Here is a 2,619-nt window from a genome sequence, read left to right on the forward strand (position 1 = left end):
AGAACCTGTTTAAGCTAGCTACTTGGCTACTGGACTGGAACAGCTTCAATACTTGGCTAGCTGACTACGAGCGCGCTATCGAGCTGGCAGTGACCTGAGGCAGCCGAGCTAGCATTGGCCTAAGGCAAGTATATCCCCACCCTTCAGGGCTTGCCATAGAACACCTAGCCAAAGCGAGCAGAATGCCAGAAAGGACAATGGGAGTGGGAGGCTATTAAGTACTCAGGCAAAAGTAACCGTTTAGTGCTAAGGTCGTATTTTTGGGGTATGTTATTGCCCCCCACTCCACTCGCGCCCCCCGAGATTGTCACGTTGGAAGCGTGTAGTTTGCACGGTCCCCACCCGCGCCAGCGGCGGCGGGCACTGGCTGTTTTGGGCCATCACCGGGGCCAGTCGTTACCGCAGTTGGCGACCCTGTTCGCGGTGCGCTATGCCACGGTGCATGACTGGTTGCACGCGTGGCAGCAGCACGGCATCGCGGGCCTGGCCGAAGGCCACCGCACGGGCCGGCCGCCGAAGCTACTGGCCGCTGCCAAAAAAAAGTAACCGAGTGGCTGGGAACGGCCACGCAGCAACTCCGCACGTTACAGCCGCGCATCCGCCAAGAGCTCGGCGTAGCGCTCAGTGCCAGCAGCTTGCGACGGTTGGCGCGCCGCTTGGGGTACCGCTGGAAACGGCTACGGCGCAGTCTCAAAGACCGGCGCGATGCCGTCCTGTTCTCCTTTTTCCACCAAGAACTGGCCTTGTTACATCGCAGCGAACGGGCCGGCGAAGTGGCGCTCATCTACGTCGATGAGTGCCGCCTCTCCCGCCAAGCACCCGTACCCTACGCCTGGCAGGTGCGCGGGCAGCCCGCCGTGGGCCTGCCTGCTGAACGCGAAGCCGGCGGGTACTCCGTGCTCGGCTTCTGGCAGCCCGGTGCCGCCGACCCCACCCAGGCTTTTACCGGCTTGCTGAGTGAAACGGCTTGGACAGCCGAGCTGTTTGTCAAAGCCGTGGACGAGTTTGTTACCTGTGGCCGGCCGACCGTGCTCGTGCTCGACAATGCCTCCATTCACCGCGCAACCTGCGTGCAGCAGCGCCTGCGGGCTTGGCGCACGGCGGGCCTACAGCTGCAATTCCTGCCCGCCTATTCCCCCGAACTGAACCGCATTGAAATCCTCTGGCGATTCCTCAAGCACTACTGGCTTACGCCGCCTGACTATTACTCCCTCGATGCCTTGCACCAACGACTCCAGTACATCCTTAAACGAATTGGTAGCGACTATACGGTTACTTTTAAATAACTACTTAGTAATCCTTATTCTTGCGATTGAGTTACCATTGCACACGAGATGCGTCGTCGCCGCTTGATGCGCGGAATGCTCGGCAGGGCCGGTTTTTCTACGCTTGCTGCCGCACTGGTCCTTAAATTAATACCAAAAAGGTGAGTTGAAGAAGCAACGTTCAGGATTTTGCCGGCATCTGTTGGCCTCTTGGAAATAGTTGTTAGGTGTGATTATAAACAGTTTTATATGGTTCGATTTCTACTTATTTTTTGGTTGTTTTTTTTGATGGAAGGAGCTTGGGGGCAGGTGCGGCCGGCGGTGGCTACCTCGGCCACCGACCCCGCCAAGCCCGCGCCCAAGCGCCAGCTCCAGGCCACGCGCATTACCACCCCGCCCAAGCTCGACGGCGACCTTGACGAAGCCGTGTGGCAAACGGCGCCCATCGCCACCAATTTCTACGAGCTGGAGCCCACGCCCGGCCCCATCGAGAAGCACCCCACCGAAGTGCGCGTGCTCTACGATGACGCCACGATTTACGTGGGAGCCATTATGCACGACGTGTCGCAGGATTCCATCTTTCGGGAGCTGAGCGACCGGGATAATATTGGCAATTCGGACTGGTTTGGGGTGTTTTTCGATACCTACAACGACCACCTCAACGGCTACGAGTTCATCCTGACCTCGGGCGGGGTGCAGTTCGACGCGCGCCAGTCGCCGGCCAACGGCGAAGACGGCAACTGGAACGCCGTGTGGGACTCGCGCACTGCCCTGCGCGGCAACGACTGGATTGCCGAAATGCGCATTCCCTACTCGGCCATCCGCTTCAGCAAGGCCGCGGAGCAGGTGTGGGGGCTGAACTTTGGCCGGCAGCGGCGCAGCTCGCGGCAGAAGTTTTTCTGGAACGAGGTGAAGCCGCAAGTCGATGGCTTCGTGAACCAGTGGGGCGAGCTCACGGGCCTGCGCGACCTCAAGCCGCCCCTGCGCCTCTCGCTCACACCCTACGTGTCGGCCTACGCCAACCATTACCCCTACAACGAGCAGGGCAAGCAAAACACCACCACCAGCTTCAACGGCGGGGCCGATGTGAAGTGGGGCATCAACGAAAGCTTCACGCTCGATGCCACGCTGGTACCCGATTTCGGCCAGGTGCAGAGCGACAATCAGGTGCTTAACCTCTCGCCCTTCGAGGTGCAGTACAACGAAAACCGGGGCTTCTTCACCGAAGGCACCGAGCTGTTCAACAAGGGCGGGCTGTTCTACTCGCGTCGGGTAGGGGCCCAGCCGCTGGGCTTCGGCACCGTGGACGGGCAACTGCGCAAGGGCGCCCACACCGCCGAGGGCCGCCGCGAAG

3 protein-coding genes are annotated in these 2,619 nt (G+C 60.4%); all 3 read left to right on the forward strand.

All coding sequences use genetic code 11. The features are described from left to right. Positions 1–267 precede the first annotated feature (267 nt). Positions 268–546, forward strand: coding sequence for a helix-turn-helix domain-containing protein (locus VF629_RS08085; RefSeq protein ID WP_331057961.1), 279 nt, complete (start codon positions 268–270; stop codon positions 544–546). Continuing rightward, on the forward strand, positions 459–1,286 hold the full coding sequence (locus VF629_RS08090) for an IS630 family transposase (RefSeq protein WP_331057962.1): 828 nt from the start codon (positions 459–461) through the stop codon (positions 1,284–1,286). The genes VF629_RS08085 and VF629_RS08090 overlap by 88 nt, the downstream gene beginning before the upstream one ends. A gap of 267 nt (positions 1,287–1,553) precedes the next feature. Further along, on the forward strand, positions 1,554–2,619 hold a 1,066-nt coding region (locus tag VF629_RS08095), incomplete at its 3' end, for a carbohydrate binding family 9 domain-containing protein (protein ID WP_331057963.1).

Origin of the sequence: Hymenobacter sp., assembly GCF_036388155.1 — a bacterium.
In the GTDB taxonomy this organism is placed as follows: Bacteria; Bacteroidota; Bacteroidia; order Cytophagales; family Hymenobacteraceae; genus Hymenobacter.